Genomic DNA, 23,757 nt, shown 5'->3' on the forward strand with positions numbered 1-23,757 from the left:
AACTGAGAATTTTAATTAAAAAATGCTTTCATTTCATATTGAAGTGGTGGCATTTTTAAATTTAAAATTTTTCTTTTTTCATTATAATGAATTATATAATTATCTACAATATTTTTTACTTCTAAAATATTTTTACAGTGTGATAATTCTGAGTTCTCGGTTTTAAGAATTGAAAATAAATTTTCAATCGGTGAATTATCTAAACAATTGCCTCTTCTTGACATACTTATATTTATACCGTGTTTTTTTAATAATTTTTCATAAGCTTTTGAAGTGAAATGAATACCTTGATCAGAATTAATAGTTAATTCACCTTTGATTATTTTTCTTTTAATAATTGCTTCTTTGATACAATTATTTACTCAATTTACTGTTGGAGTTGTTGTTAAAGAATAATTTACTATTAAATTACTAAATAAATCCTTTATTGCAAATAAATATACTCATTCTGTGATTGTTTTAACATACGTAATATCAATTGATCACTTTTGATTATTTTTTTCAGCTTTAAAATTACGTTTTAATAGATATTTATGTCGAATATGTTCATTTGTCATTTTTAAGAAATGATTATTTTTTTTTCTTGTTTTAATTCTTACACTAGAAATTCTATTAGCTAATTTCATATAACGATAAACTGTTGAATTCGACACATTAATTTTTTGCTCTTCCAAAGATAATTTAATTTGTCTGTGTCCTTTAATACTATTTTCTCTATGAATTGCTTTAATTATTTCATATATTGAATAATCAATATTTGGTTGATATTCATCACAATTTTTTGAATATTTATTTCAAGTATCATATGAAATTCTTAATTCTTTTAAATATCATGATAAAGTAATTTTTGAAACTTGCAATTCTGATTTAATAAAAGCAATTTGTTTTCTAATGTTTGTTTTTGTTTTTATCTTTGGAAGAGCAACAAGCTTTTTTAAAACCTCATTCTCAGCTTTTATTCTTTCATTTTCTTTTTTTAATAAATATTTTTCACGTTCTAAGGGTTTTTTAAACTTATTTAATTCAAAATCTTTTCGCTTTTTTCGTTCTTTTAGAATTTCTTTATTTTGTTGAAATTGATTTACTCATTTTGAAATAGTTGCTAAACTAATATGATATTCTAGACTGCACCCAAAAAAGTAAGTAAAGAAAAAAAAGTCTTTGCTAAACTTTTTTTTCTTTACTTACTTTTTTGGGTGCAGTCTATTATATATGCCAGTTGAAGCACAAAAAGATTATAAACAAAAGCGAAAAAGGTCTATTAAAAAACTACCTACATTTACAGAAGAACAACAAGAATTTTTAAATTTACGATTTAATATTTTTGGTGATTCACCAGCGGAAATTATTCATCGATTTTTAATAAAGTTTGGTGTCAAATTTCCTTCCTGTCTTAAAAATTTTTATAAATGAATTTATTTAGGTCTTTTGGGTTTGTTAAAGAAAAATTTATTAAATGGTGGCAGAAGAAATATAACAAAGAAAAGACCTGATAATCGTGGTAAATTAAATAAATTTAAATCAATTTGAGATATTGAAAATAAAAAATCTAATGTTGGTTTTTTTGAAATGGATACCGTAGTTGGAAAAGACTATCAATTTAGTTGTTTGGTATTAGTTGAACAAAATAGTAAAAATTATTTTGCAATGAAATTATAAGAACATACTGCTAATGAGGTTTTAGAAAAACTTGAATAATTAGTTAAAATTAATGGTTTGGTTGGAAAAATTAAAGGAATAATAACTGATAGAGGAAAAGAATTTAGTAAGTTTGAAGAAATAGAAAAGATTACTGGTTCTAATATTTATTTTTGTGATCCGGGTTCACCAAAACAAAAACCATTAATTGAAAGAATGAACCGTGAATTTAGAAAACGGTATATTAAGGGAACGGATTTTAATAATGTTACTCAACAAGAAATAGATTGAGTAGTTAATGTTATGAATAAAAAATTAAGGCCTTGTTTGAATTGAAGAACATCTAAAGAAGTATTTTTAAATAATTTTAGATAAGTTTATTTGAAAAATTTAATAAATTATTTTTCAGTGTGCTTAAATATGCTTAAAATAGACTAAAATTACAAATATTTTAATTTTTTTAAAAAAATAGTGTCAATATCTAGCAAAAATTTCGCAAAATTATTTAATTGATAATGTTTGTAATGTATATTGATTATTTCAAGGATGATTTGGTTTTGGTTTATGTGCTTTAGATTTGGGAACTTTGTTTTCAATATTTTTAATAGGAACCGGAATGTATTCTAATAAATTCTATATTTGATTGTTATATTTTAAATATAATGTTTCATCAAATGCTTTAATTACTGTAATTTTTGTTTTTGAATTAAAGACTTTTAACTTTTTATTATTATAAGCCATATATTTTTTATTGTTATAACTAATTGATGAACCATTGTCTGTTTGTCGCGTTGAAGTGATTGATAAAAATAAATTAATTTTGTCATTATTAGGAGCGTCAACAAAGACAGAATTGTTATAATCAATAGGAATGGCAAATTGTTTATTGAATTTGGTTATAAATTCTTTTAAGAATGTATTTGCTTCTTCAATAGTGGTTACTCCTGCGAGAATTAATTCATTTTTCAAGCGATCTTGTAGAGTGCCTCATAAACGTTCAATTCGTCCCTTTGCTTGGGGGAATTGAAGTAGTTATGATTTCGACACCTAATTCATCACAGCATCGGCTGAATTGAGTAAAGGTGTCTTTTTCTTCGGTTTTATCACTACTTTTTTGGTATGTAAAGATTGTTCGTTTATCGGTATAAAATGTCATGGTAATTCCATAATTTCGTAAAATTTGATGTAAAACATTATAATAACCTTGTAATGTTTCTTGACAAGCAAAATATAATCCAACAACCGTATTTGTTGTATCATCAATTGCGTCATGTAAAAATCATTTTGGACCATTTGGTCCTAATCAATGATGTTCACTGGCATCATCTTGTAATAGTTCGCCGAAACATTTTCGACGTTCTCTTAAAGGGTGGGTTTTATCTTTTTTCTTTATTTTTTGCTTTCGAGGTGTTTTAATTTGATTTAAGGACATTAATTTGTATAAAACTGAATATGAAATGTTTATTCCTTCATTTTCGATTAATTTTTCTTTGAAATGAGTAAAATTAAAGCCAACATATTTAGTTTTATATAAATTTATAATCTTTTCACAAATTTGTGGATTTGTTTTATTGTGAGCTATCCTTACACGAGAATGGTGAGCAAATGATTGACTATTTTGTGGATCATAAAGTTTTATAAGTTGTTCAATGCGACGAATTGATAAGTGTAAAATATTTGCAGCTCTTTGCTTTGATATTTTATTGTTAATAATTTTTTCAATTGTTTTGTATTTATGTTGTTCTTTCATTGTTATTTTTCTTTCCATTGTTATCACCATTTTTAATTTTAAATGGTTGCGAAATTTTTGCTAGATAACTATTACGAAATTATCACAAGATAAGGACAAAATTAAAAATTTGTCTTGAAATGAATTATGAATATGATAATATATTAGGGGTTTATATTTTATGGCACTATAGCCAAGGTGGCTAAGGCATGGGACTGCAACTCCCCGATCGTCGGTTCGAATCCGACTAGTGCCTCCATTTAAATATAGTTTTATTTCTATGCGCCCATAGATCAATTGGATAGATCGTTTGACTACGAATCAAAAGGTTGAGGGTTCGAATCCTTCTGGGCGCGCCATTTATTTAAATGTTATTTTTTTCGGAAAGTAGCTTAGCTTGGGTAGAGCACTCGGTTTGGGACCGAGGGGTCGCAGGTTCGAATCCTGTCTTTCCGGCCATTTTTTATACTATTTTTGGGCCCGTAGCTCAGCTGGGAGAGCACCTGCCTTGCACGCAGGGGGTCGACGGTTCGATCCCGTTCGGGTCCACCATTAACATTAATAAAACAATTAAACATGATATGGCGGGATAGCTCAGTTGGTTAGAGCGCTCGGCTCATAACCGGGAGGTCAAGAGTTCAAGTCTCTTTCTCGCTACCATGGACCCTTAGCTCAGTTGGTTAGAGCATCCGGCTCATAACCGGATGGTCACTGGTTCAAGTCCAGTAGGGTCCACCATTTATTATTTAATTGCTTTCAACACATTTTTGGAAGATTACCCAAGCCTGGTTGAAGGGATCGGTCTTGAAAACCGACAGGCGGCGAAATCCGCGCGGGGGTTCGAATCCCTCATCTTCCGCCATTTTACAGAAAAAAACTTGCAATTAAAAGTTAAGTTATGATAGTATTAAAGTTGTGGGGTGGAGCAGTGGTAGCTCGTTGGGCTCATAACCCAAAGGTCGCAGGTTCAAGTCCTGCCCCCGCAACCAATGGTCTTGTAGTGAAGTGGTTATCATGCCTCTCTGTCACAGAGGAGATCGCGGGTTCAATTCCCGTCAAGACCGCCAATCGTGGTTCAGTAGCTCAGTTGGTAGAGCATTTGATTGAAGCTCAAAGTGTCGGCAGTTCGATTCTGTCCTGAACCACCATTGAATTTAGTTAGAAATAATCCTAGACTCTAAATTAATCCTAGATTAATTTAGAGTCTTTTATTTTTGTTATATAATTAAAAAGGTGATGGCAATGTTTTCAAGATTGACAAAATAGACTGCACCCAAAAAAGTAAGTAAAGAAAAAAAGTCTTTGCTAAACTTTAAAGGAGGTGCATTTTTATATGGCAAGAAAAGGACAAAAATTTAATAAATATACAGCAGATTTTCGAAAAAGGATAGGACAAGAGGTTAAAAATAATAGTATAATTTTTATTGCAAAAAAATATGCAATTAATAAAAAAACTGTTGCTTCATGGTATGAAAATTTTAAGAAAGGAATTTTAAACACCAATAAAGGTCCAAAAGAATCATTTAAAAAAAGAGATTTAAACTATTACAAAGTTAGGTATGAATTACTAAAAAAGCTTCATGACTTTTACAATTAAATAAAAGAAAAATTGTATTTTTTATCAAAGAAAACATTAATAAATATCCACTAAATTTATTGCTTGATATAACAGATTTAAAGCGTAGTTATTGAGATAAATATAAAAATTATTCAAGTACTGGTAAGGATAGCGAATCATTAAAAAATATTGTAAAAGTCTATGAAGAAAATTTAAAACAATTTGGTTATCGTCGAATTACCAAATATTTAAAAGAAGATTATGGCATTGTTTATAATGCTAAGAAAGTATTGCGAATTATGAAAGAAAATAATATTCAAGCTGAATATGTAAAGCGTATGCGTAGAAAAATATTAATAAAACAAAATAGAAATAAAAATATAATTAAATATCCTGATTTAATAAATCGTAATTTTAATGATATTAAAGAAAGATTTTCAATTCTTTTTACTATTTATGTCCTTATCTTGTGATAATTTCGTAATAGTTATCTAGCAAAAATTTCGCAACCATTTTTAATTTTAAATGGTTGCGAAATTTTTGCTAGATAACTATTACGAAATTATCACAAGATAAGGACATAAATAGTAAAAAGAATTGACTTTTACATTAAACTAATATATAATTAACAAGCGTATATTGTGAAAAGTGAGGTTAATAATTAATGGTATTAAAAGAAAAAAAATTTGGGCATTACGCTAAAAGAATTGATTATACAAAAGTAAGTGGGAATTTGGATTTACCAAACTTAATTGAAATCCAAACTGAAACATACGATTGATTTAAGAAAACAGGAATTAGCGAAGTGTTCGGGGAGGTATTTCCGATTGTTGAGCATGAAGGGAATATCGTTTTAGAGATGTTAGATTGAGAATTTAGAGAACCACGACGAACTATTTCTCAAGCAAAAGATGAATCAAAGATTTTTGAAGAACCGATTTATTCAAATTTAAAATTAACAATTAATTCAAAAGATTTAGAAGTTGAAAAAGAAATTATTAAAGGTGAACCAGAATTAATTAAAGCATGAATTGAAGAACGTATTGGACATATGATCACAATTTTAAAAAAATCAACTGATGTTATTTATTATGATATTCATTCAGGTGATGAAACAGCAACATGTACCGTAACAATTAAAGAAAGATTAGATGATAAACTAATTTTTGATATTACAATCGAAAAAGAAGGCGAAGTCTTTTTTGGTGATTTTCCATTAATGACCGGAAAAGGAACTTTTATTGTTAATGGTTCAGAAAAAGTTGTTGTTTCACAATTAGTTCGTTCACCAGGAGCATATTATAAAATTGATTTAAATCGTAAAAACGGGGAGAACGTTTATTATGTTGATTTAATTCCATCACGAGGAACATGATTAGAATTTGAATCAGATCATAAAAAAATTAAAGTTGGTAAAGAAGAGAAATTTGAAAATGTTTTTTATGTCAAAATTGATAAATCTAGAAAAGTATCAGTTGCTAATTTATTAACAGCGTTAGGAATTATTAAAGAAGATGCACTAGATATTTTTGGTGATAATAAATTAGTAAAAAATACTTATGAATTAGACCCATACACAGGGGACATTTCATATGATCAAAGTATTGCTGTGCAAGAGATTTATAAAAAAATTCGTTCAGGTGAAACAGCAACTCCGGATGGAGCGACAAAGTATTTATATGGATTATTATTTGATAAACGTAAATATGATTTAACAAAAGCCGGACGTTTTAAATTAATACAAAAATTATCTGTTGAGAACCGTATTTATAATAAAGTATTAGCAGAAGACATTAAAAATGTCCAAGGGAAAGTCGTTTTTGTCGAGGGAACTTTAATGGATAAAGAAGCTATTAATAAGTTAAAAGGAATTTTAAAAGCTGGCGCTTGTTTAGAAGAAGTTAAATTTAGTGATGAAATTATTTGTTCTAATAAAATCCAAAAAATTAAAGTTTATGTTGATAATGAAGTTCGTTCACGAGTAGCCAATGTGATTGGAATTGATCCTAATGCAATGGAGGAACATGTTACTGTGCCAGATGTTTTAGCAACTTTTTCGTATTTATTAAATCTAACGAATGGAATTGGCGAAGTTGATGATATTGACCACTTAGGAAATCGTCGTGTTCGAACAATTGGTGAATTATTACAAAATCAATTTCGAATTGGATTATTAAGAATTGAAAAAAATGTTAAAGAAAAAATGTCAACTTCAAATTTATTTAAAATGAAGCCATCAAATATTATTAATAATAAACCATTGTCAGCTATTATTGGTGAATTTTTCAATTTATCACAGTTATCACAATTTATGGATCAAACAAATCCTTTAGCGGAATTAACAAATAAACGTCGGTTAACAGCATTAGGACCAGGGGGACTTTCAAGAGAACGCGCTGGTTTAGAAGTGCGGGATGTTCACTACTCACATTATGGTCGTATTTGTCCAATTGAAACACCAGAGGGACCAAATATTGGGTTAATTAATAACTTAGCAACTTATGCCAAAATTAATTCATATGGCTTTATTGAAACACCATACCGTCGTGTTAATGATTGTAAAGTTACGATGGAAAATGATTATTTGACAGCGGATGAGGAAAAAAATTATGTTGTCGCGCAAGCTAATATTCGTTTAAGTGATAAGGGTCAAATTTTAGATGAACAAGTAGTGGCTCGTTTCCAAGGGGAGAATATTATTTCCGTGCGAAATAATGTTGATTATGTCGATGTTTCACCAAAACAAATTGTCTCAATTGCCACAAGTTGTATTCCATTTTTAGAAAATGATGATGCTAACCGTGCTTTAATGGGAGCCAATATGCAACGTCAAGCAATTCCATTAATTTCTCCAAATTCACCATATGTTGGGACAGGAGTTGAATATGCTGCTGCTCGCGACTCAGGGTTAGCTATTGTTTCACAATATGATGGGACAGTTGATTTTGTTGATGCCACAAAAATTGTTTTAAAAACAAAAGAAGGCTTAAAAAAATATAATTTAGATACTTTTGTTCGTAGTAATCAAGGAACATCATTAACACATGTGCCATTAGTAAGACACGGTCAAAAAGTTGAAAAAGGACAAGTTTTAGCGGATGGACCATCAATTGATAAAGGAGAATTAGCGTTAGGACAAAATGTTGTTGTCGCTTTTACAACATGAAATGGGTATAACTATGAAGATGCTATTATTATTTCAGAACGATTAGTATCGGAAGATGTTTTCACTTCAATTCATATTGAAGAATACACAATTGAACGTCGTCAAACAAAACAAGGGCCTGAAGAAATTACGCATGAAATTCCGAATATTTCAGAGAATGCGCGGAAATTTTTGGACGATTATGGTTTAGTTATTATCGGAACTGAAGTTAAACCAGGGGATATTTTAGTTGGGAAAGTAACACCAAAGGGACAAACCCAATTATCACCAGAAGATAAATTATTACAAGTAATTTTTGGGGAAAAATCAAAAAATGTTAAAGATAATTCATTACGAGTACCAAATGGGGGCGAAGGAATTATTCAAGCAATTAAACGTTTTCCTCGGGAAAAATATGAATTATCAGCGGATGTTTTAGAAGTTATTAAAATTTATGTTGTTCAAAAACGAAAAATCCAAGAGGGAGATAAAATGGCCGGGCGCCACGGGAACAAAGGGGTTATTTCGAAAATTTTACCATTAGAAGATATGCCGCATTTAGAAGATGGAACTCCAATTGATATTATGTTAAATCCATTAGGGGTACCATCACGAATGAATATTGGACAGGTGCTAGAAATTCATTTAGGAATGGCAGCTAAAAAATTAGGACAAAAAATTTCAACGCCCGTTTTTGATGGCATGACAAATGAAGAATTAATTGAAATTATGGACAAAGCGGAAATGAAAAACTTTGGGAAAGAAGTTTTAATTGATGGCCAATCAGGAGAAAAATTTGATAATCCTGTTTCAGTCGGAGTAATGTATATGCTGAAATTATCACACATGGTTGATGATAAATTGCATGCCCGAAATGTCGGACCATATTCATTAATTACCCAACAACCATTAGGAGGAAAAACTCAAAATGGGGGACAACGTTTCGGAGAAATGGAAGTATGAGCGTTAGAAGCTTATGGAGCAGCGCATACATTGCGGGAAATTTTAACAATTAAGTCGGATGATATTAAAGGAAGAACGCGTGCTTATGAATCAATTATCAAAGATAAAAAGATTCCTGAACCGGGAATTCCAGAATCATTTAATGTTTTAACACGTGAAATCCAAGGTTTAGGATTTAATATTCATATGATTGATGAAAAAGGAAACATTAAAAATATTAAAAGTTATGATGAATCAGATTATGTTGATGAAGATTTATTAACTGATAGTGGTGAATTTGAAGATGAATTTGACATTGATAATTTTATTTTAAGTACTAATAATCGTGATCCACAAAAAAGTAATAATTTAGATGATTTTACTAAAATCGAAGATAGTTTTGACTTACAAGATAATTTATATGATAAAAACGAATTAGATTAAGGGGGAAGAAAAAATGATTGATAATAATGAAAAAAATAATCGAATGATTAAAATCGGTTTGGCAAACCCTGACGATATTCGGAGCTGGTCATTTGGGGAAGTTAAAAAACCAGAAACAATTAATTATAAAACCTTAAAACCAGAACGCGATGGATTATTTGATGAAAAAATTTTTGGGCCAACCAAAAATTTTGAGTGTGCTTGTGGGAAGTACAAAAAATCAAAAAATAAAGGAAAAATTTGTGAACGTTGTGGGGTTGAAATTACCGAAGCAATTGTTCGTCGTGAACGCATGGGGCACATTGAATTAGAAGAACCAGTTACCCATATTTGAATGTTAAAAGCAACCCCAAGTCGAATTGCTTTAATTTTAGATGTGAAAACAAAAGAACTTGAAGAAGTTGTTTATTTTGTTTCGTATATTGTTTTAGATATTGGTGATGCAAAATCATTAAAACAAAAAATGGTTTTAGATTTAGGAAATGCTAAAACTTCAGCTGCAACTCGTCAACGTTTAACAAAAACATTACGAGAAATTTTAGATACATTAGAACCAGATACAATTGCTTATGAAGCTGGTGAAACAATGATTGAAGATTTAAAAAATACTTCGTTACCATTTTCAATGGATGAATGTTCCCAATTTATTAATCGCCATACGAGGGCCCGTTTTGGTATTGGGGCCGAGGCGATTGAAGTATTATTGAAAAACTTAAATATTGATGATGAAATTGAAAAAATTAAACAAGATTTAAAAGACAAAAAAACACAATTAGACCAAAATAAATTAATGAAACGATTAGAAGTTTTAGATTCATTAAAAAAATCAGGGTCACGCCCAGAGTGAATGATTCTTCGTGCGGTGCCAGTAATTCCACCGGACATTCGCCCAATTATTCAATTAGATGGGGGTCGTTTTACCACTTCAGAAATTAATGATTTATATCGTCGAATTATTATTCGAAATGAACGATTAAAAAAAGTTAAAATAATGGGAGCCCCAAGTGTCATTGTTAATAATGAAAAAAGGATGTTACAAGAAGCTGTTGATGCATTATTAGATAATGAACGAAAAGCTCGCCCTGTAACTGGGAAAGATAAACGCCCCCTAAAATCATTGACAAGTATTTTAAAAGGGAAACAAGGTCGTTTCCGTCAAAACTTGTTAGGGAAACGGGTTGATTATTCAGGACGTTCGGTTATTGCGATTGGTCCAGATTTAAAAATGTATCAATGTGGTTTACCACGGGATATGGCAATTACTTTGTTTAAACCATTTGTTATTAGCAAATTAGTGAAAGATGGTTTAGCAGCAAATATTAAAGTTGCTGAAAAATTAATTTTAAATCAAGATGATAAAATGTGAGAAATTTTAGAAGATGTTATTAAAACACGTCCGGTCTTATTAAACCGTGCGCCAACTTTACACCGATTAGGAATTCAAGCATTTGAGCCAAAACTAGTTAAAGGAAAAGCAATTCGATTGCATCCCTTAGTAACAACCGCTTTTAATGCCGATTTTGATGGTGACCAAATGGCGGTCCATGTGCCAATTACCGATGAAGCAGTTGGCGAAGCTCGTAGTTTAATGTTGGGAAGTCGTAACATTTTAGGGCCAAAAGATGGAAAACCAATTGTTACTCCAACCCAAGATATGGTGTTAGGGAACTACTATTTAACATACGAAGAAAAAGGACAATTAGGTGAAGGAACAATCTTTAAAGATTTAAATGAAGCAGTGATTGCTTGTGAAACCGGAGCTGTTGCTCTCCACGCCTTAGTTGCTATTCCGGTTGCTGGTTTTACGCATAAAAAGTTTGCTCCTGAGCAAATGAATGATTATATTATTACGACACCAGGCAAAATTATTTTTAACCAAATTTTTAAAGAGGAATTCCCTTATTTAAATGAGCCAAATGTCGAAAATTTAACAGCTTTACCAGCGTGTTCATTAATTAAGGATAATGTTAATTTAATTGAATACTTAGCGACATGAACGGTAAAGCCACCGTTTAAGAAAAAAGATTTATCAAATATTATTGATCGTTATTTTAAAATATATGGTGCTAATAAAACAGCTGAAATGTTAGACAACATGAAAAACCTAGGATTTAAATATTCCGGAAAATCAGGGGTAACTGTTTCAGCGGGCGATGTTAAAGTTTATGATAAAAAACAAGAAGAATTTAAAGCAGCTGACCAAAAAGTAAAAGAAATTAATAATTACTTTAAAATAGGAATGTTAACAAGTCGGGAAAAACAACATCGAATTATTAGTGTTTGATCAAAAGTAAAAGATAATATTCAAGCTGAATTAGAACATGTTTTACGCGAAGACCCTAAAAATCCAATCTTTATGATGGCTGATTCAGGAGCACGGGGAAATGTGTCAAACTTTACGCAGTTAGTTGGGATGCGGGGATTAATGAATAATCCAAAAGGAGATATTATTGAATTGCCAATTAAATCTTCCTTCCGGGAAGGTTTAACCGTGTCTGAATTTTTTATTTCAACCCATGGAGCGCGAAAAGGGATGGCCGATGTGGCGTTAAAAACAGCCGACTCGGGATATTTAACAAGACGGTTAGTTGACGTTTCGCAAGAAATTATTATTACAATGAAAGATTGTAATTCTCGTCGTGGTTTTGTTGTTTCAGATATTATTGAACAAAAACACGCTAATATCATTGTGCCGTTATTTGACCGCCTAGTTGGTCGTTATAATTTAAAAGATATTAAACTAAAGAATCGCGAAGTTATTCTAGCTAATACATTATTAACAGAAGAAGATAGTCGCAAAATTGTTAATAGTGATATTAAAGAAGTTATTATTCGTTCAGTATTAACTTGTGAAGCTGAAAAAGGAATTTGTCAACGTTGTTATGGGAAAAACCTGGCAACGGGGATGGAAGTTGAAATTGGTGAAGCTGTTGGAACAATTGCGGCCCAATCAATTGGTGAACCCGGAACGCAGTTAACAATGCGGACATTCCATACCGGTGGTGTTGCTGGTGGTGCTGATATTACCCAAGGGTTACCACGGATTAAAGAATTATTAGACGTTACTACTCCGAAAGGATCAATTTCGGAAATTTCCGAAATTGATGGGGAAATTAGTGATATTCGTGATGAGAGTGGGATTCATACCATTTATGTTAAATCAGATAGTGATGAACGAAAATATAAAACCCAATATAATGCTGTTTTAAGAGTTAAAGTAGGGGATAAAGTTGTTCGTGGTCAAAAATTAACTGAAGGTTCAATTAATATTAAAGAATTATTGGAAGTTGCCAAAATTGAAGATGTTCATAATTATATTTTAAAAGAGGTACAACGAGTTTATCGTTTACAAGGAATTGAAATTTCAGATAAATATATTGAAATTATTATTAAACAAATGTTGAATAAAGTTAAAATTATTGATGCAGGAGATACTGAATTGTTACCAGGCGAAATTGTAACAATTAAACGTTATCGTAATGAAACAGTTAATGCTGTTCGCTCAATGAAAAAACCACCAACAGCGAAACATGTTATCTTTGGAATTAAGAAAGCGCCATTAGAATCAGAGTCATTCTTATCATCAGCGTCCTTCCAAGATACAACCCGTGTTTTGGTTAAAGCAATCATTAAAGGTAAAGTTGATAGTTTAGAAGGCATAAAAGAAAACATTATGTTAGGGCACTTAATTCCGGCTGGAACAGGATTAAAAAATCCGAAAGATATTATTACGGCTGGAATTGCTGCCAAAGCTGAAGAATATTAGAAAGTAGACTGCACCCCAAAAAGTAAGTAAAGAAAAAAAATCTTTGCTAAACTTTTAAAGGAGGTGCATTTTTATATGGCAAGAAAAGGACAAAAATTTAATAAATATACAGCAGATTTTCGAAAAAGGATAGGACAAGAGGTTAAAAATAATAGTATAAGTTTTATTGCAAAAAAATATGCAATTAATAAAAAAACTGTTGCTTCATGGTATTAAAATTTTAAGAAAGGAATTTTAAACACCAATAAAGGTCCAAAAGAATCATTTGAAAAAAGAGATTTAAACTATTACAAAGTTAGGTATGAATTACTAAAAAAGCTTCATGACTTTTACAATTAAATAAAAGAAAAATTGTATTTTTTATCAAAGAAAACCTTAATAAATATCCACTAAATTTATTACTTGATATAACAGATTTAAAGCGTAGTTATTGAGATAAATATAAAAATTATTCAAGTAATGGTAAGGATAGTGAACCATTAAAAAATATTGTAAAAGTCTATGAAGAAAATTTAAAACAATTTGGTTATCATCGAATTACCAAATATTTAAAAGAAGATTATGGCATTGTTTATAATGCTAAGAAAGTATTACGAATTATGAAAGAAAATAATATTCAAGCTGAATATGTAAAGCGTATGCGTAGAAAAATATTAATAAAACAAAATAGAAATAAAAATATCATTAAATATCCTGATTTAGTAAATCGTAATTTTAATGATATTAAAGAAATATTTTCAATTTTATTTACTGATGTAACTTATTTAATTTGAAATGGTAAAAAACATTATCAATCAACAATAATTGATGGATATACTAAAGAAATTATTGATGTAAAATGATCAAAATTTAATAATAACAAACTTGTAATTGATAATTTAAATGCTGCAATTAATAAAATTAAAAGCTGAATTATACTTGCACTTAACTTTACAATTTGGCAATTGATAAATCAAAATGAAAAAAAGACGATTTAAGATATTGCTTAGATTGTCGGATTAATCCGCGCGTTATTCAACCAAGAATAGCAAAACAATGAAATAATTTAGATGGTATAACAGAAGAAATATTTAAAAATATACAAAACGAAAATATTAAAAAACAAAAACAAGAAGAAAATAACAAAAAATTAAATATAAATAATAATTATGAAACTAATAAGTAAATTTTATTAAAATAGACTATATATAGGGGTGGTAGATATTTTGGGTGGTTATATAGCTTAATTTATAAATTATTTTGTTCTGAAAGAATGGATGGCTACTGTTTGAGTAAGGATAAGAAAGGAAACAAAAACATGAATGAAACATTAATGATTGCTTTACTTGTGTTAGCTGGTGCTGGTGGAATGGGTAGTCTTGGTATTCTTGGATTATCTGCTAAAAAAATTAAAAAATATAAAGCATAACTTAGAGAATTAAGAACGGCTGTTATTGCCCACGAAAAACATTTACGAGGACCTTGATTATGCAACAGAATTAGCCCTTAAAACAGGTCAAATTAAAAATGTTAAAAAACAAGTTAAAGTAAACGACAAAAAACAAGCACAAAAAGATGCTATTAGACAACTAACAAATAGTATTTAAAAAAATAACCTTAATTGGTTATGCAATGTTTCTTTTAACTGAGATATATAAATAAAAATTTTTCTAGATTATTATTAATATATAAAGTTAGGAGAAACATTTTTATATGGCTAAAGGTAAAATAAAAGGATCTAAAGATCATTCTTTTGAATTTAAAGAAAAAATTGTTAATGAATATTCAATTAACAATAAATCTTATAGTGAAATAGCAAAAGAATATCATATTAGTTTAGCAACTATTTCAAAATGAGTAAATCAATTTCAACAAAATAAAGAAATTCTAAAAGAACGAAAAAAGCGAAAATATTTTGAATTAAATAAGTTTAAAAAACCCTTAGAACGTGAAAACTATTTATTAAAAAAAGAAAATGAAAGAATAAAAGCTGAGAATGAAGTTTTAAAAAAGCTTGTTGCTCTTCCAAAGATAAAAACAAAAACAAACATTAGAAAACAAATTGCTTTTATTAAATCATAATTGCAAGTTTCAAAAATTACTTTATCATGATATTTAAAAGAATTAAGAATTTCATATGATACTTGAAATAAATATTCAAAAAATTGTGATGAATATCAACCAAATATTGATTATTCAATATATGAAATAATTAAAGCAATTCATAGAGAAAATAGTATTAAAGGACACAGACAAATTAAATTATCTTTGGAAGAGCAAAAAATTAATGTGTCGAATTCAACAGTTTATCGTTATATGAAATTAGCTAATAGAATTTCTAGTGTAAGAATTAAAACAAGAAAAAAAATTAATCATTTCTTAAAAATGACAAATGAACATATTCGACATAAATATCTATTAAAACGTAATTTTAAAGCTGAAAAAACTAATCAAAAGTGATCAATTGATATTACGTATGTTAAAACAATCACAGAATGAGTATATTTATTTGCAATCAAGGATTTATTTAGTAATTTAATAGTAAATTATTCTTTAACAACAACTCCAACAGTAAATTGAGTAAATAATTGTATCAAAGAAGCAATTATTAAAAGAAAAATAATCAAAGGTGAATTAACTATTAATTCTGATCAAGGTATTCATTTCACTTCAAAAGCTTATGAAAAATTATTAAAAAAACACGGTATAAATATAAGTATGTCAAGAAGAGGCAATTGTTTAGATAATTCACCGATTGAAAATTGATTTTCAATTCTTAAAACCGAGAACTCAGAATTATCACACTGTAAAAATATTTTAGAAGTAAAAAATATTGTAGATAATTATATAATTCATTATAATGAAAAAAGAAAAATTTTAAATTTAAAAATGCCACCACTTCAATATGAAATGAAAGCATTTTTTAATTAAAATTCTCAGTTATCTGAAACTGTGCAACCTTAATTGGTTATTTTTTTATTTTTCTTTGTTGTGACTTATATAAAAATTAATAAGATATTCTATTCGTTGTGAATAAGTATCAAAGTTAGATAATTTATTTCAAATTTTTTCTTCATTTTTATTTAAGTAAATATTAACATTTCGAATTTTACAAGAATAATATTTTCCTGTTTTTTGATTATATGATTTTTTCATAATATTAAACCTCATAATTAGCAATAATAATTGCATCTCGTAAATGATTACTTATTTTATCATTATTATATTTTCAACCTTTACCATATTGATAAATTAAATTACTATCTTTATCAAATTCTCATATACAACTATCATTATATTTACTTAAATTTTCCATATTTTTAACAATTGATTTAGTGTGTTTTGGTGATACTCAATTAATATTGTGTACTTTTTTTGTATTGTATTTAACTGTTCCAATTACTTTTAATAAATCATCCCTATCTTTACTTGCGTTAGCAGATGTATATAAACAATCTTCAATATTAATAATTGCATCTGGTCTTAATACATCTAAAATAATATCGGGTTGTGTAATTCAATCATAATGTGTATATTCGGATTTATCAATTAATTTATTATCTTTAAAAGTAACGATAGCAGTAGTACCAGTCCCTGATGGGTCAATACCTATTTTTATCAAGTTGCTCATTCTTCATCATTATTATTAACTGTTGGTACTACATTAGAAATATCTTCTTCTTTAACTACATTATTTTTTGTATCCGCTATTTCTATATAAAATGAGGTATTTATATTGTTTGATAAGGGTTCATCGCTCATCTGCCCATTATTTTTGGCGACAGTAATATCATTAAAAGGTATATAATCAAAATTACCATCTTCTTTAATTTATTTTTCATCTAAATCAATGTCAGTAATATCTACACCTAATTCTTGGGCTAATTTACGATATAATTTTGCTTCAACCATTTCTTTTGGTCATTTATTTCAAGGCGAATATTCACTATTTCCACTTGGACTACTATTTTTTAAACGGTCAATATCTGATTTTCTTAATAAAATTCCTTTTGTTTCACCAGTTAAACGATTAATTCCAAAAGCATAAGCACCAATAATATTTTCATATTGACTGGTATTTGTCATAAAATCTATTTCATGTAATTTTGGTTTTTTTAAATCGGTATCTCATACAAATTTTTCACTTTTATAAATAATTCCTCGTTTTAACATTCAATTTTCTTGTTCCATTCTTTTTTGAAACACACTACTATCAATAATAGTTGTTAATTTATTTTTAAATGGAATAATATTAAAATCTTTGCCAAAAATTAAACCTTTATTACTTAAATTAATAATTCCTAAGGCTGTAATTTTTCCATTATCAGCATTACCCACTAAATTCATATAACTTTGATTATTTTTTAATTTTAGTTCTTGTAAAGCAATTAAATTTTCTTGTAAATATTTAGCATTAACATTTAATTCATATGCTTTAACTGCTGTTGCTACTAATTATTTTATTCCCATTTGATTATTCATAATTATTTCTCTCCTTTATTTATTTTGAATTTAATTCCATTAACACCAATAGTATTAATTTTTTTATTACTATCTCATTGTTTTTTAATTTCGTTTTTAACAATTTGTTCATCAACAATTAAATAATTTTTAATTAAATTAATAAGTTCTAATTTATCAGCATTTTGTAAAAAATCATCATTAACACCCAAAATATCAATATCTTTAATTAATATTTTTTCTTTCCGAAATTTACTAGTAGTTTTTTCTAAATCTTGTTCTATTTTTGCTACATCTTCCATAACACGAACTTGTTCATCTTCAATTTGGTCCATGTCTAACCCCATATCAGGCGTTAAGTTATTAGCATATTCAACCCTATTTTCTTGTTCTTGTTTTTTAGTTTGAATAAACTGTTGTTGTTTTAAGTATTGAACTTGTATTAGGCTATTTTTAATTTCAATTTTATTATTTTGAAGTACTTTTTCTAAATTAATAATATTAACTCTAATTCGATTTACTTCATCTTTAAAATCTTTTATTAATTCTAATGGTTCTCTAAAAACAAAATCAATTTTACTAATAGCACTGGGTATATCTTTTAAATGTATATCTTGATAACCATTTAATGCATAATGATTAAGATGACGATAGATAAACTCCGCTAATTCTTTACCGTGATTATCAATTCAATTTTTAATCGGTAATGCTTTTAAACTTAATTCTTTAAAATCATTATCTTTTAAATAAAATGGATAGGTAATATTTTTAATTTGATTATTTAACTTTAAATCTGCCATAATTAAATTTCCTCCAAATCCATTTCACTTATTAAATTATCAATATATTCGTAAGCAGTCTCTTCTGAATAACATTCTTCTAATGCGATATTAAATAAATCTTCTTCGCTATAAACATAACCACTTTCATCTTTTCACATATTATTCATAATTTATCACTTCGTAGTCTGCTTCTTCATCTTCTAAATAATCATCTATTAAACTTTTAACCTCATCAATTTCATATAATTTTAAATTTAAATCAAAATCTTTTGGCAATGAAATATTACACACATGTCGCTCTTCATTACCAAATTTAAGATATAAATTTAATTCTCAACTCATATCATAGTCACTATCAATTTGTGCATAAATAATATCTTTATTACTAATTTTTAATGCGTTATTATTAATTCATTTTTCATTTAAGTAATCACTAATACAATATGACATTTTCTTATTCCTCCTAATTATTTTTATTGTTTAATGCTCAATGTTCATCAGTAATATCTTCTTGCGATACTGAATGACTTTTAAGCATTAATTCATTCAATTTATTTTCTTTATTGCATTCTTTATGAAAACAATAACCTCAATATCTTTGTTTAAGACAAATTTTATTTAACTTTTTCATGTAAACCTCCTAAATTATTTGATTGTTTTTTTCTCAATTTGTAATATTTTTCAACCATCTGTTGCTAAATCTAAAATATCGTTAATTTTGTAATGTTGCATATAAGAAGCAATAACATCTCATTTATCTTCAAATAAATTTAAATACATTTTTGCCCATTCTAAACATTGCAAATCATAATGATTTTTATGATGAGAAATACGACAATTAACAGGTTGACAATTCACTCAATCAAATAATGTTGTTATTTCATTTCAAGTTTTATTAATATACAAACTTTTATATTCCATTATATTTCCTCCTATTTTTAATTTGCTGGCACTCACTCCCAAGTGAAAGTGCCAAAGCGAGAATTAGTTATATAAGTATTTATCTATTTATTTACTACGCCATCCGCTTCACTGGGGGTGAGCGGTGGCGATAATATATTTAATATTTGTTTATTATTAGATAATAGACAGTTGTTTTTATGAGGTAAAGCCAGAGAATTATCTCTCTTCATCCGCACTATTTCAAGTCAAAACGTTCAGTTTTTAAAATAAATTCACTTGCACCTTGAAGAGCCTGGTGCTGGCTTTGTGGTTTGTAGAACCGCTGCCATCCTCTATGGGACAATATATATCGCAAATTTATTTATAAAGTGGCCATCTCTATTTTTATTGTCGTTCGATGTTGACCTTGCACTTATCACGACTATCGCTTAGTTTAAATATAACCAGCGCCGATTTACATATTTCCTCATACACTATTTCAGTACTTGCCTCGGCTGGCTGTGGGAATGAGCTTAAACTCATGTTCTTATGGAAGCACTTAGTTATTTAAAATAACCGTCCCACACTGCATTAAGTTGTTTTATAAAATCAAAGTTTAAAAGAACCAGTTTCTCAATCAAAGATAATTTTTGAATTTTATAATTTTTTATAAAACCGCGTTTGTTTTTTATCTTTTGTACGATTTAATAAATCTTTATGTTTTTAAAAAGTTCATAAAACTTTATTTGATAAAAATTCTTCGGTAATGAATGATATTGATTTATAGCAATTATCAACATCACAGATTGTTTGTTGCGTATTAATTTCCATTACTTACTCCTTCCTTTAATATTAATTTTTTTCATTTATTAGCCAAATTAATTAACTAAAACAGAGAAAGGACAACACCTTAAAATTGGAGAAAAAAAGGTACACTTTGTAAAAATTTCTAAGATATTTAATAAATGTGTAATACAACTTTTTCGTTAACTTAAAGTTGCGATAAAAAGTTTCTATTTTAAGAATTTAAGATGCTGCCCTTTCTCTGAATTAATTAATAATTATGGGTTTACAAATAAAAAAACAACCCTTTTTATTTAACAAGAGTTGTTTTTTGGAGGTTCATCGTACACGACGCCTTATAATGAAAAAAGAAAAATTTTAAATTTAAAAATGCCACCACTTCAATATGAAATGAAAGCATTTTTTAATTAAAATTCTCAGTTATCTGAAACTGTGCAATAATATCGCAATATGTAAATTAAATTTATATAACGAATATATTAAAAAATATCAAAAAGTTAAAGTATGTGTTCAAGTTTTAGCAAATGAGCCAAATTTATTAACAGTAAATATTATTAATTATGCACTTATCTTAAAATTAAAGGAGCAAAATAACCATGAATAATACTTTCCCTAGTTTACCAAACTTAAGTGATATTAATAGTGTTTTAAAATTTGCTGAATTATAATTGTAGGTGCAAGTATAATTCAGCTTATAAAATAAAAGAAAAATTAGATAAAAATGAATTAACAGCAAGTTTAATGGGTAAAACTATTTTCGGTTTATTAGAGACTAGTGATGGCAATATTGATTTATGAATTAACCCTTTTAACTTTACATCTCGTGTAAGTAAAATAAATGAAATTGAACAAGGGGCTGATATTTGATTAAATTATCATCAATCAGACAGTGGATTTATTTTAAATTTAATTTGTACCAAAGATAAAATAGTTATTAAAGGTTGACCAAAAAATAATGAGGTAGTTGTTGGACAAAGTAAAACACAAATTAAAGATGATGTTAGACCTGTTTTAATCCAAGAATTTAAAAATAAATTAGGTATAGTCCCTTTTTGAGAAATGATAAATGAACCTAATCCATTGTTCTTATCAACTTCAACTACATTAAATCCATGACCCACAATGGCAAATTGTTATAAATTACAATTTGATTTAGAAGATAGTTTTAATATTAAATCAAAAGAACGATGAGCTAATCGTACGCACTGATATGGGGTATTAGATGATGGTTTAATGAATGCTTACAATATGGGAAATAAAAAAGCATTACAAGATGTATTTGATGATATTTTCATTCAATCAGGTCAAACGGCAGCAGATGGGACATCATCTCAATCTTTACAAGTAGTACAAGGTGCACCAACATTAGAAACATATACCGAAGATCAAAAATCAATTATTGAGCAAGTATATTTAGCATGTCATTTTTCTAGTCCTTTTGGTGATAAATCAGATAATGACCAGAATAAAACACAGTCATTATTAACTAAAACAAAAGACTTAGAAAAACAAGCATATTTACAAGCATATCGTAAGCAATATTATACTAAGATGTTTGATACTGTTTTAAAATATTATGGTTTATGAAATGGTATTGGTGAACGGCCTTATGGTTTTGATTTTATTAGTGCTAGTTTAGTTGACCAAATGCGACAAAATGAATTAATTACTGCTAGATTAGATAATGGCACAATGGAGCCAATAAGAGCTATAACTGAATATGACAATATTGATGAATTAGAAGCAACAAAATATTTTGAGAAAGTAGAAGCATGACAAGATAAAATGCAAGCTAAAGAAATCGAACATAATAATAAATTACTAGAATATGATGAAACTGGTAATAATCAAAATGCCTTACAAGATAGAACAGAAATAAAGGAGAATTAAAAAATGAGTAGAATTAACTCAGGAGTTATCGAAGAACTAAGAAGACAAGCCCACGATACTTTAATAGATATCAGAGAAAATATAAAAGATAATAGACATTGAATGGTATTTCCTTTTAATGTTTATAGTTCATATATTCCTGATACTGAAACAGGTTGAAAACCCAATAACGCAAAACCTAGTGATTATGGTAGTTATTCAAGAATATTTGATAATATGGAAAGTACGATTGCTCAATGACAAGATAGTTTAAAAATAGTCCAAAAATATAAAGGTGAAGAAACTAAGATATTAACGATTGATGATTTTAATAACCAATCAATTAATTCAACTATATGAGCAAATAATGAAACACCGTTCGCGATGAAATTAAAAGATTAAAATAATAATGTTTATTGAAAATTAATTGATGGGGAAAATATTTATGATATTAATAGAATGTTAGAATACTTAAAGCAATATAAATTAAGTTATTTTATTAATAATGATAATAAATCTGATAATTTTTATACAAAAGAAGTTAAAGTTGGTAAACATTGAGATGCTTATATGATTGATGATAGAAGTTCGATTCAATTTGGTGAAGCTAAATTTGAACAAGTATTTACTCAGCAATCAACTGAAAGACAATATACTTTATTAATTTTAGATGAAGATGCAGATAAATTAAATATTAATGATTATTATAACTTTTATACGGTTTTTAATGACCATGGATTAAATATTGGTGGAGGTAATATAAATATTTCTCCCCAAGATAGACAATGATTATATCCATCAAATGTTATTAATTATTATTCACCATATGATGGTAGTTTTTTATGACAAGAAATTACCTTTTCAAGTATTAATGACAAAATTAGTAATAGTGGTTTATCAGTTAGACAATTTATTCAAACATCAGTACCAGGCGAGGGTTATTGTTTTCCTAAAATAACTTATAATGAGAAAACAAATAAAGGAATTATTGAATTAGATGATATGTTATTAAAAGACCCCGGTGTTAGAGCAATGGCAGTTAAATTTTATGGTAATCCGATCTTTTTTGATATGCCAGTTATTGGTCGACCAATTATTAAAGGTCAATTTAATCCAAAAGTAATGAATTCACGAGATTTATTAATGTATAACATGTATATGTGTCCGCCTGACAAAGTTAATACTTATGCATCACCTGAAGTAAGTTGATATAACATTCAAGGGATTCAACCAACAATGATAACTGGTTATGAAAACTGAAAAAAAGATATGGAAAGTAGATATTATTTTTGAAAGCAAAAAAATAGTGAGGGTATTGTTATAACTGACCAAGAAAGTAATCCTACTGTTGGAAAAACAATTAAAGAAGAAAATAATGACTCTAAATTTTATTGGTCTAAAAATTGAAAAATAACGCCACCAAGTCAAATAAAAGTAAATAGTGGTGACGTTAATAATATTATTAGTACTCAAGCATCATCTTATTTTAGAAGAAAAGATGAATTTGGTAATACTGTAGGACAAGTTCAATTTGAATACAATAAAATGGGTTCATGTAATGTCTGAGATATTTTAAATATGAATAATTTTATTAATCGCCAAATAACAGTATTACCTTTAAACTATACACAAAAATTAGTTTTTAATCCTTTTACGATACCAGGTGGAGTTGGTAAATTATTAAACTTTATTTCATTTGGTATTCCATGAGGCTGAGTTATTAATCAAGATGAAAAAACTTGACCTAATTTTTAATGA

Annotated in this window: 26 protein-coding genes, 10 tRNA genes and 1 pseudogene; 25 read left to right on the forward strand and 12 right to left on the reverse strand. The window is 28.0% G+C overall.

The features are described from left to right. Positions 1-11: 11 nt before the first annotated feature. The gene (locus tag ACQH23_RS08910; RefSeq protein WP_425379334.1) at positions 12-1,112 is read right to left on the reverse strand and encodes an IS3 family transposase; all 1,101 of its coding nucleotides are present in this window, start codon (positions 1,110-1,112) and stop codon (positions 12-14) included. A gap of 97 nt (positions 1,113-1,209) precedes the next feature. Here ACQH23_RS08910 and ACQH23_RS08915 point away from each other — a divergent pair. Beyond that, positions 1,210-2,013: pseudogene (locus ACQH23_RS08915) on the forward strand (IS30 family transposase); the annotation flags it as partial. A gap of 258 nt (positions 2,014-2,271) precedes the next feature. Here ACQH23_RS08915 and ACQH23_RS08920 read toward each other — a convergent pair. Both ACQH23_RS08920 and ACQH23_RS08925 read right to left on the reverse strand, forming a co-directional pair. After that, positions 2,272-2,607 carry a hypothetical protein gene (locus tag ACQH23_RS08920; RefSeq protein WP_425378069.1) on the reverse strand — a complete coding sequence of 112 codons (336 nt, stop codon included), beginning with the start codon at positions 2,605-2,607 and terminating at the stop codon, positions 2,272-2,274. Further along, the gene (locus ACQH23_RS08925; protein ID WP_425378070.1) at positions 2,522-3,388 is read right to left on the reverse strand and encodes an ISNCY family transposase; all 867 of its coding nucleotides are present in this window, start codon (positions 3,386-3,388) and stop codon (positions 2,522-2,524) included. Before ACQH23_RS08925 ends, ACQH23_RS08920 begins: the two co-directional genes overlap by 86 nt. A 162-nt stretch (positions 3,389-3,550) precedes the next feature. Between ACQH23_RS08925 and ACQH23_RS08930 the strand changes: the two genes are divergently transcribed. The 21 genes from ACQH23_RS08930 to ACQH23_RS09030 all read left to right on the forward strand — a co-directional run bounded on the left by ACQH23_RS08930 (position 3,551) and on the right by ACQH23_RS09030 (position 16,132). Beyond that, positions 3,551-3,626, forward strand: a tRNA-Cys gene (locus tag ACQH23_RS08930). A 23-nt stretch (positions 3,627-3,649) separates the two neighbouring features. Continuing rightward, a tRNA-Arg gene (locus ACQH23_RS08935) sits at positions 3,650-3,726 on the forward strand. A 22-nt stretch (positions 3,727-3,748) separates the two neighbouring features. Then, a tRNA-Pro gene (locus ACQH23_RS08940) sits at positions 3,749-3,826 on the forward strand. Between the two features lie 17 nt (positions 3,827-3,843). Continuing rightward, positions 3,844-3,919: transfer RNA gene (locus tag ACQH23_RS08945), tRNA-Ala, on the forward strand. Positions 3,920-3,950: 31 nt separating this feature from the next. Further along, a tRNA-Met gene (locus tag ACQH23_RS08950) sits at positions 3,951-4,027 on the forward strand. Position 4,028: 1 nt separating this feature from the next. Next, positions 4,029-4,105, forward strand: a tRNA-Ile gene (locus ACQH23_RS08955). Between the two features lie 31 nt (positions 4,106-4,136). Further along, positions 4,137-4,229 (forward strand) — tRNA-Ser (locus ACQH23_RS08960). Positions 4,230-4,281: 52 nt separating this feature from the next. Beyond that, positions 4,282-4,356, forward strand: a tRNA-Met gene (locus ACQH23_RS08965). Between the two features lie 2 nt (positions 4,357-4,358). Further along, positions 4,359-4,434: transfer RNA gene (locus ACQH23_RS08970), tRNA-Asp, on the forward strand. Between the two features lie 5 nt (positions 4,435-4,439). Then, a tRNA-Phe gene (locus ACQH23_RS08975) sits at positions 4,440-4,515 on the forward strand. 185 nt (positions 4,516-4,700) lie between these two features. Beyond that, entirely contained in the window at positions 4,701-4,964 is a 264-nt protein-coding gene (locus ACQH23_RS08980) for a hypothetical protein (RefSeq protein WP_425378071.1), read from the forward strand. Positions 4,965-5,023: 59 nt separating this feature from the next. Continuing rightward, positions 5,024-5,401, forward strand: a complete 378-nt coding sequence (locus ACQH23_RS08985; protein ID WP_425378072.1) for an IS3 family transposase — start codon at positions 5,024-5,026, stop codon at positions 5,399-5,401. Between the two features lie 188 nt (positions 5,402-5,589). Beyond that, on the forward strand, positions 5,590-9,456 hold the full coding sequence (locus tag ACQH23_RS08990) for a DNA-directed RNA polymerase subunit beta (RefSeq protein WP_425378073.1): 3,867 nt from the start codon (positions 5,590-5,592) through the stop codon (positions 9,454-9,456). 13 nt (positions 9,457-9,469) lie between these two features. Then, positions 9,470-13,222, forward strand: coding sequence for a DNA-directed RNA polymerase subunit beta' (gene rpoC / locus ACQH23_RS08995; protein WP_425378074.1), 3,753 nt, complete (start codon positions 9,470-9,472; stop codon positions 13,220-13,222). A gap of 75 nt (positions 13,223-13,297) precedes the next feature. After that, entirely contained in the window at positions 13,298-13,438 is a 141-nt protein-coding gene (locus ACQH23_RS09000; protein WP_425378075.1) for a hypothetical protein, read from the forward strand. 383 nt (positions 13,439-13,821) lie between these two features. Continuing rightward, positions 13,822-14,199: a hypothetical protein gene (locus ACQH23_RS09005; protein WP_425378076.1), complete on the forward strand. Its 378-nt coding sequence runs from the start codon at positions 13,822-13,824 to the stop codon at positions 14,197-14,199. Then, the gene (locus ACQH23_RS09010; RefSeq protein ID WP_425378077.1) at positions 14,160-14,387 is read left to right on the forward strand and encodes a hypothetical protein; all 228 of its coding nucleotides are present in this window, start codon (positions 14,160-14,162) and stop codon (positions 14,385-14,387) included. The genes ACQH23_RS09005 and ACQH23_RS09010 overlap by 40 nt, the downstream gene beginning before the upstream one ends. Before the next feature lie 87 nt (positions 14,388-14,474). After that, complete coding sequence (locus ACQH23_RS09015; RefSeq protein ID WP_425378078.1) at positions 14,475-14,630, forward strand: hypothetical protein; 156 nt, start codon at positions 14,475-14,477, stop codon at positions 14,628-14,630. A 25-nt stretch (positions 14,631-14,655) separates the two neighbouring features. Next, positions 14,656-14,808 carry a hypothetical protein gene (locus ACQH23_RS09020; protein WP_425378079.1) on the forward strand — a complete coding sequence of 51 codons (153 nt, stop codon included), beginning with the start codon at positions 14,656-14,658 and terminating at the stop codon, positions 14,806-14,808. A 106-nt stretch (positions 14,809-14,914) separates the two neighbouring features. Next, entirely contained in the window at positions 14,915-15,283 is a 369-nt protein-coding gene (locus tag ACQH23_RS09025; RefSeq protein WP_425378080.1) for a transposase, read from the forward strand. After that, positions 15,284-16,132, forward strand: coding sequence for an IS3 family transposase (locus tag ACQH23_RS09030; protein WP_425378081.1), 849 nt, complete (start codon positions 15,284-15,286; stop codon positions 16,130-16,132). Between the two features lie 45 nt (positions 16,133-16,177). On the opposite strand, the gene ACQH23_RS09035 is transcribed toward ACQH23_RS09030, so the two are convergent. The 9 genes from ACQH23_RS09035 to ACQH23_RS09075 all read right to left on the reverse strand — a co-directional run bounded on the left by ACQH23_RS09035 (position 16,178) and on the right by ACQH23_RS09075 (position 19,401). Next, positions 16,178-16,357, reverse strand: a complete 180-nt coding sequence (locus tag ACQH23_RS09035; protein ID WP_425378082.1) for a hypothetical protein — start codon at positions 16,355-16,357, stop codon at positions 16,178-16,180. Positions 16,358-16,361: 4 nt separating this feature from the next. Beyond that, a complete protein-coding gene (locus ACQH23_RS09040) occupies positions 16,362-16,832 on the reverse strand; it encodes a hypothetical protein (protein WP_425377638.1) in 471 nt (156 codons plus the stop codon). Continuing rightward, positions 16,817-16,963, reverse strand: coding sequence for a hypothetical protein (locus ACQH23_RS09045; protein ID WP_425378083.1), 147 nt, complete (start codon positions 16,961-16,963; stop codon positions 16,817-16,819). The genes ACQH23_RS09040 and ACQH23_RS09045 overlap by 16 nt, the downstream gene beginning before the upstream one ends. Before the next feature lie 69 nt (positions 16,964-17,032). Beyond that, positions 17,033-17,548, reverse strand: a complete 516-nt coding sequence (locus tag ACQH23_RS09050; RefSeq protein WP_425378084.1) for a recombinase RecT — start codon at positions 17,546-17,548, stop codon at positions 17,033-17,035. Positions 17,549-17,685: 137 nt separating this feature from the next. Further along, positions 17,686-18,462, reverse strand: coding sequence for a hypothetical protein (locus ACQH23_RS09055; RefSeq protein ID WP_425378085.1), 777 nt, complete (start codon positions 18,460-18,462; stop codon positions 17,686-17,688). 2 nt (positions 18,463-18,464) lie between these two features. After that, on the reverse strand, positions 18,465-18,611 hold the full coding sequence (locus tag ACQH23_RS09060) for a hypothetical protein (protein WP_425377993.1): 147 nt from the start codon (positions 18,609-18,611) through the stop codon (positions 18,465-18,467). Then, positions 18,604-18,894 carry a hypothetical protein gene (locus ACQH23_RS09065; protein WP_425378086.1) on the reverse strand — a complete coding sequence of 97 codons (291 nt, stop codon included), beginning with the start codon at positions 18,892-18,894 and terminating at the stop codon, positions 18,604-18,606. The genes ACQH23_RS09060 and ACQH23_RS09065 overlap by 8 nt, the downstream gene beginning before the upstream one ends. A 13-nt stretch (positions 18,895-18,907) precedes the next feature. Then, positions 18,908-19,075 (reverse strand): hypothetical protein, encoded by a 168-nt coding sequence (locus ACQH23_RS09070; protein WP_425378087.1) that lies wholly within the window; start codon positions 19,073-19,075, stop codon positions 18,908-18,910. Positions 19,076-19,089: 14 nt separating this feature from the next. Beyond that, complete coding sequence (locus ACQH23_RS09075) at positions 19,090-19,401, reverse strand: hypothetical protein (RefSeq protein ID WP_425378088.1); 312 nt, start codon at positions 19,399-19,401, stop codon at positions 19,090-19,092. 1,383 nt (positions 19,402-20,784) lie between these two features. Here ACQH23_RS09075 and ACQH23_RS09080 point away from each other — a divergent pair. From ACQH23_RS09080 to ACQH23_RS09090, 3 genes are read left to right on the forward strand one after another with little or no spacing between them, the layout of a single operon-like run. Further along, positions 20,785-22,020 (forward strand): hypothetical protein, encoded by a 1,236-nt coding sequence (locus ACQH23_RS09080; protein ID WP_425378089.1) that lies wholly within the window; start codon positions 20,785-20,787, stop codon positions 22,018-22,020. Positions 22,021-22,023: 3 nt separating this feature from the next. Further along, positions 22,024-22,401 carry a hypothetical protein gene (locus tag ACQH23_RS09085; RefSeq protein WP_425378090.1) on the forward strand — a complete coding sequence of 126 codons (378 nt, stop codon included), beginning with the start codon at positions 22,024-22,026 and terminating at the stop codon, positions 22,399-22,401. A gap of 57 nt (positions 22,402-22,458) precedes the next feature. Continuing rightward, entirely contained in the window at positions 22,459-23,754 is a 1,296-nt protein-coding gene (locus tag ACQH23_RS09090; RefSeq protein WP_425378091.1) for a hypothetical protein, read from the forward strand. Positions 23,755-23,757: the final 3 nt, after the last annotated feature.

Origin of the sequence: Spiroplasma endosymbiont of Polydrusus pterygomalis (assembly GCF_964030635.1) — a bacterium.
Classification (GTDB): domain Bacteria; phylum Bacillota_I; class Bacilli_A; order Mycoplasmatales; family Mycoplasmataceae; genus Spiroplasma.